Genomic DNA, 6546 nt, shown 5'->3' with positions numbered 1-6546 from the left:
ATAAAAAATACTTTCATTTATTAATATTTTTATTTATTGTTATTTTTATTGACCGATTATTTATATTCAAATTATATATCATTCCATTTATCTATAACAAAATATATAATACGACATACAAAAAAGAGACCTCCGAAGAGGTCTCCTATATATATACTATTTAATGCAATTTAGTTTTCATACCATATGGTGTATAGTATACCAAAATGTATCCACATTAGAATTTGTAGTTAAGTTCTGCACGGTAGAAATCACTAAGGTCGTTACCGCTTTGGTCTTTAGAATTAAAGCCATAACCTGCGGACAAACCAACATTATCTTGTACTGCATAATCTACAGTAGCCATATATCCTTTGTAACCATTGGATGTATTAGTTAAATCATAAGCTTGATCCCAAGTGGAGCTTACGATAGGTGCATTAGCTTTTTGATTGAAGTATTGACCCTTAATATCCCAAGTACCTTGTTTAGATATATCGTAATTACCATAACCAATACCTGCAGTCCAAGCGGTGGAATCGGATACATTAGATGCTTTCAACCATTCACCACCAACCCATACTTTATCTTTGTTAAAATCAGCATTAAAACCGTATACATTTTGATTATCGAATGCTTGTGTTACACCATTATGGTCGAGATTACCACTGGACATTCTAGCATAAAAACCACCAAGGGTAGAATCTTGACCGATTTTACCTTTCAAACCTACATAAGATACAGATGGATTATCGGATTTTTCATTTGTGCTCGCTGCACCATCTACCATGTAACCATAAGCGCCTTGTAATTGAATCTTGTCGTTACCAAGATTTAATTGAGCCCCATCGAAAGAGTCATCATACATCAAACCACCACCAATGACTTGGTTGAATCGACCAGCTTTTAACGAATTATTTTCATTGAATTTATGATTTACATAAGCGCGGTCAAATTTAGCTTGGGAGCTATTATTTTCAGAACCATCACCGAATTCGTATTCACCTTTAACACGAACGACAGCTTCTGTTTTGTCATTTACATTGGCATTGAATTGTACTCGTGCACGTGCGTCAGTGAGGGATTTCGCACCATCTTTGAAAACGCCACGGTCATCAGAGCCTTGTGTACGCAAACGTAAATCACCAGTCACTTTTACATTACCAACTCGATCTTCTAATTTAGATACGCGAACACCGAGGTTGTTTAACTCATTAGAAAACTCATCAGCCAAACGATTAATCATCGCTTGTTGTTCTGCATTTGCGCGGTCTTGGTTAGCCATTGCTTTCGCTACCATTTGAGCCATTTCATAACGAGTGATGTTGTTTTGACCTTTGAAAGTGCCATCTGGATAACCATTAACGATACCAGTTGCTGCCAATTGGGAAACTGCTTGGTATGCCCAGCTATCTGGCGTTACATCGGAAAATGGATTAGCGGCGAATGCGCTAGTTACACCTAATACTGCTGTAGCAGCAAACACTGTAGCAAATTGTTTTTTCATAATCAATTCCTTCTTTCTGAAAATATGTTTTAACATCTATATAATCAGAAGGCTATAACACATTCGTTATGCTATACATAGGAATCTGTAGTAGAGTATCCACGTTTCCTCTTCTCTATCTTATGTATGTCACAACCTACTGTATTGTGCCTTGCTGTGATTTGAATATACTACCATCCTCAAAATTTGTAAAGCATTTTATACAATTAAATATTGTGAAATTTTATTCATGAATTATTTTAACACGAAAAACCAGTATTATAGTGCATTTTTTCATTTTTAATTTTGCAAAATTTCATTTTTCTTTATTAAATTTTGTAGTTTTTGTAATTAATTTTCAGATTTTACTGATTAGTATTTCTAATCTATAATAACAATACATTATTAATTTTCTAATAAATAAACAGGTTAATACCTATCACAAATGCGTTAACTCATTAATTCACATACAAATATTGAAAAATGCACTTGATTCTAATTATTGTATGCAAAAAGCGCTACCACAAAAGGCAGCGCTTTCACAAGTAATATTCTATTAAAATTAAGATAAAAAATGTAAAAATAGATATAACTAACGTTGATTATATTGCGTATTCAACGAATCCTAATACATGATCAATAGGTACAGGACCTATGAAACGGCTATCGCTAGAATGATTGCGGTTGTCCCCCATAACAAACACATACCCTTCTGGAACTACTACAGGTGTAGAACGACTAAAGTTCATATATGTATCCTTCGTGTATGGTTCTTGCAATTCTTGTCCATTGCGCCATACGTGACCATTTTTAAATTCCAATGTATCCCCTGAGCGTCCTATAACGCGTTTTACCCAAATATCATTGGTTTGTGCGTCTTTATTAAATACACTAACGTAATTCATCAATGGTTCTTTTACATCATCCATCCATGTGCGAGCGCGATTAACTCGGCTATCAATAATTACGATTTGTCCATAATCTGGTATATCTCGCATAATATGTTGCCATTTAGTCACTACTAAATATTGACCATTATGTAAAGTATCCTCCATAGATTCACCAGATACACGGGTAGGTTGTACTAAAAAGATATGGATGACCATAGCAATAACTAAGGCCAATGCAATAGCATACACCCAATCCAATATTTCTTTTACCAATTTATTATTCATTAATGACCTCCCTTTTTGAATCGACCGCCGAATACATCATGCACATCTTGAATAGTAATAAACGCAGATGGATCTACTTCATAAACAGTATCTTTTAATCGTGTAATCTCAAGTCTTGTAACCACGGAATACAGTGCATGTTTTGGTTGTTTCAAATAACCACCTTCACCATAGAGAATGGTAACACCGCGATTTAATTTTGCATTTAACGCATCTGCAATCAATTCCGAGTTTTCTGCATCAGTAATAATCATAACTCCTTTTGATTCATCAAGACCTGTAATAGTGATATCGATCATTTTATAAGCCACAAAATAGGCAACTAAAGAGTACATAGCACTATCCCAGCTGTACACAAATCCAGCGGCGCCTAAGATAATTAAATTCATCCCCATTATAATTTCTCCCACGGAGAATGTAGTCCGTTTATCAAAAATAATGGCAACGATTTCAGACCCATCCAAGCAACCGCCATTGCGGATGATAATTCCTACCCCAATACCTAAAATAATACCACCAAATATGGCGCCTAAAAAAGGATTGTTAGTAATTGGTTCAAAATTATGTGCTAAACTAGAGAAAATTGCCATCCAAACGATAGCAAATAATGTAGAAAATGTAAAATCTTTACCATTCACCTTATATCCAACATATAGGAAAGGTAAGTTTAAAAGTATTACAAATATACTAAAAGATAGGCCTGTTAATTGTGCAGCCATCAAAGAAATACCCACAACACCACCATCAATAATGCTATTAGGTACTAAGAACAAATCGAGTCCCACCGTATAGATTAAAGCGCCTACAATCATGAAGATGCCACGCTGTAATAGATGAACCCAATGTATTTTGTTTCTCACATTACTCATGCAAATCTCCTTTATCATATAAACGTTTAATGGCTTCATGCCGTTTTTGATTCAGTTCATCTAAAGATAGTTTAGATTCTTCAGATTGACTTACATATGTATCTAATTGTTTCGTATATCGACGAGCGATAACTAAGGCCGTCAAATCATCTACAGGTTCAGGCGGAAATTGCATTCCTCTCGGGATACATCTTCGCCACCCTGTAGGAGGATTATATTGCCAATATAGTTTACGTGCCTCTTCTGTAGTATGGGATTCATCAATTAAACTGGTGGTAATTTTATGATTACGTCCAATTTGTTGTAACAACGGATATAAACGCTTGTGATTAGTTCCATTACCACAAACGATATGTTGAATATCATGGTACTGTGTAATGATGGATTCCACATCTGTTAATAACTGTACAGATTCTATAATATTTCGATATATTAGTTCACCAGTTGGTGAGACAATAGCTATCCCCGTTTTTTCATTTCCTGGATCTACAGCCAGAATATAAGATATTTCATTCATACTAGTATCCTCTTACATTTCACAATAGTTATATTCTATCATAAAATAAATGACCTATGTATTAAATCTTAAATACATAGGTCATTTATTTTAATTAGAATTACTCAAAATTCCTACCGAAGGAACTTGTGTAATGCGGAGTTTAATATGCACTGGTCCAGATGCATAGGTATCACCATCTGCAATTGCTTCTACATGTACCTTTCCTTGCATCGTTGATACACGGCGAATAGCACTAAACAACTCATCACCAGGTATGGTACCAATATCACCTGTCAGGGAATCAGGAATGACCCCACGTTCTCTACCGTGTTCATTTACTTGTTTCAAGAATTGAATCATAGTTCCTTGTGCATTAAATCCTCCATCAATAACAGAAGAATAGATTAAATCACCAGATTTATAGATAAATTGTTGAGGATACACATGTATGGTTGCTATAGCAGGTTCGCCAGCGATGATATTCCCTGCTGCAGTGACTTGCAATACCATTGGAGTTTTTGCATCTACTATTTTTTGAATAGCTATTTCTGTATTTTGTCTATCTACATAGACTACACGTTCTCCTTGATTTTCTAAACCAATTCTTCTTAATACAAGTTGGTTGGTATCATTAACAATATTATTAACTGCATCAGTCGCATCTGATTCATTTAATCCATTTCTAACTACTGCTTGTGCTAGTAACTGATCTACTTGGAACAAAATAGTCCCTTCACGCAAATGAATAATACCATTTTGTAGCCGTTCTTGTGTAGACTGTAATTCAGCAATATGATTTTCCATTTTCGCTCGTGTAGCTTCTAAGTCAGCCAATTTTTTAGACACCTCATTATAAGACGCCTGCATGTTAATCAAATCAGCTTCGGTTGCATCTCGAGCTGCACGCGCTTCTTCTAACTCAACACGACTCGTTTCAACTTCTTTTCGAATAGTCTCAATCTCGGTTAATCGTTCTGATAATTCTTTTTTATTTGCCTCTAATAAGGCTTGTCCTTTGGCTAACTCCTCATTTTTAGCAGATACCTCTGCATTGAGTCGATTCATGTCAGCACGCAGTTGATCCATCCCAAACAGAGCAGTACGAACACTTTGGGATGTAAATGTTAACACACCTACCGTAGCAGCAGCAACAAGCAAGCCTGTTACAATAGTAACGATAATGGATGTATGTTTAGGGCGTAATCCAAAGAGGGACATCCGTCGCTTTCCGACCTTTGTACCTAATTTATCCCCCATATAAGCGATTAAACCGCCCATAATAGCAATAATAATGAGTATTTTTAACCCTACTAACACGGAGTCCCTCCTTTCATACAATACATACTAATAAATATACCTATAATAAACCCAGTATCCCCCTACCTAAGAGATGGAATACTTCTACGGGTAGGTTACATCAGGAGTATTCTTTCTAGCATCAATATTTACCTAGATACACGCCAGTTTAAATATAGCCCTGCAATAATTCCCAATACATCAGGGATTATAGCCGCTACAACAGTCGGCAAAGCACCACCTTTACCTAATGCTCCAGTAAAAGTCATAACACCATAGTATATAAAGATAATCAAAATACTAATGCCAAACCCAATAGATGAACTGGACCGTTGTTTTTGCAACCCTAATGGTGCCCCAACTAAGGCAAATACAAAGCTTGCCAATGGAATTGTAAAACGTTGATACATTTCCATCTCTAATTTGCTTGCATTTGTATAAGCAGCTTTATACGCTTTAATTTGATGGCGCAATTCTTTTATCGTTAATTCTTCAGGTTTTCTTTGATCTTGTTGAATATCGTTTGGATTCGATTTAATCGGCAATATTTGTTCCTTGAACTTCATAGTTCGTTCCACACCGTTTCCAGCAGAAACATCATATATAACACCATCATGCATAATCCATACCGAACCATTCCATTCCGCCCGATCTGCATTTTCAACTTGTTGCAATTCACCGTTATCATTAAATTGCTGTACTGTAATCATTTGAAGTTCTTTACTAGCACTATCAAAATGCTTCGCGTACATTAAAGTGCCAAGATTATTACCATTCATGGATTTCAATACCACATGATCTTGCGTTTGAGGTGTAGCATTTTTCACGATTTCTTCCCGCACAATATTTTGATACATATTATTTGTACGAGGTACAACAAACTCATTAAATGCCACTGCACCGATAGAAATAATAAGAGCCAAAATATATACAGGCATGGCGAGTCGTAAAAAACTCAATCCGCCTGCCCTCATAACGACAATCTCACTAGTACTACTTAATCGACTGAAAGCCATTAATGATCCCAATAACACAGACATTGGGAATGTCAAAATAATAATACTCGGCATAGCTAGAACAAATGCTTTCATTACAGTCAGTAATGGCGCACCATATTCAGTTATATACTGGGCAATACGAAATAATGTACCTGTACCAATAAAAATACTGGTGAAAGCAAATACACCAAATAAGAACGGGCCTATAAAAGATTTTAAAATATACTTATCTAATAAGCGCATA

At 35.6% G+C, this 6546-nt stretch carries 6 protein-coding genes; all 6 read right to left on the bottom strand.

The window, feature by feature from the left end:
- Nucleotides 1-217 precede the first annotated feature (217 nt).
- A complete protein-coding gene (locus EO120_RS05080) occupies nucleotides 218-1486 on the bottom strand; it encodes an S-layer homology domain-containing protein (RefSeq protein ID WP_127134394.1) in 1269 nt (422 codons plus the stop codon).
- A 581-nt stretch (nucleotides 1487-2067) separates the two neighbouring features.
- The gene (lepB, locus tag EO120_RS05075) at nucleotides 2068-2640 is read right to left on the bottom strand and encodes a signal peptidase I (RefSeq protein ID WP_127134393.1); all 573 of its coding nucleotides are present in this window, start codon (nucleotides 2638-2640) and stop codon (nucleotides 2068-2070) included.
- Nucleotides 2640-3509, bottom strand: coding sequence for a YitT family protein (locus EO120_RS05070; RefSeq protein ID WP_127134392.1), 870 nt, complete (start codon nucleotides 3507-3509; stop codon nucleotides 2640-2642). The genes lepB and EO120_RS05070 overlap by 1 nt, the downstream gene beginning before the upstream one ends.
- Nucleotides 3502-4026, bottom strand: a complete 525-nt coding sequence (locus tag EO120_RS05065; protein WP_127134391.1) for a RuvC family protein — start codon at nucleotides 4024-4026, stop codon at nucleotides 3502-3504. Before EO120_RS05065 ends, EO120_RS05070 begins: the two co-directional genes overlap by 8 nt.
- A 90-nt stretch (nucleotides 4027-4116) precedes the next feature.
- On the bottom strand, nucleotides 4117-5325 hold the full coding sequence (locus EO120_RS05060) for a DUF3084 domain-containing protein (protein ID WP_127134390.1): 1209 nt from the start codon (nucleotides 5323-5325) through the stop codon (nucleotides 4117-4119).
- Nucleotides 5326-5453: 128 nt separating this feature from the next.
- Nucleotides 5454-6545 (bottom strand): LptF/LptG family permease, encoded by a 1092-nt coding sequence (locus tag EO120_RS05055; RefSeq protein WP_127134389.1) that lies wholly within the window; start codon nucleotides 6543-6545, stop codon nucleotides 5454-5456.
- Nucleotide 6546 lies beyond the last annotated feature (1 nt).

It is taken from the genome of Veillonella caviae (assembly GCF_003992125.1).
GTDB lineage: Bacteria > Bacillota > Negativicutes > Veillonellales > Veillonellaceae > Veillonella > Veillonella caviae.
Note: the sequence above shows the minus strand (reverse complement) of the source record. Positions and strands in the feature narration are given on the sequence as shown.

Excerpts from the sequence above, each read along its gene's own strand:
- EO120_RS05070 (WP_127134392.1), bottom strand. The coding sequence starts at position 3,509 with ATGAGTAATGTGAGAAACAAAATACATTGGGTTCATCTATTACAGCGT.
- EO120_RS05055 (WP_127134389.1), bottom strand. The coding sequence starts at position 6,545 with ATGCGCTTATTAGATAAGTATATTTTAAAATCTTTTATAGGCCCGTTC.
- EO120_RS05065 (WP_127134391.1), bottom strand. The coding sequence starts at position 4,026 with ATGAATGAAATATCTTATATTCTGGCTGTAGATCCAGGAAATGAAAAA.
- EO120_RS05080 (WP_127134394.1), bottom strand. The coding sequence starts at position 1,486 with ATGAAAAAACAATTTGCTACAGTGTTTGCTGCTACAGCAGTATTAGGT.
- lepB (WP_127134393.1), bottom strand. The coding sequence starts at position 2,640 with ATGAATAATAAATTGGTAAAAGAAATATTGGATTGGGTGTATGCTATT.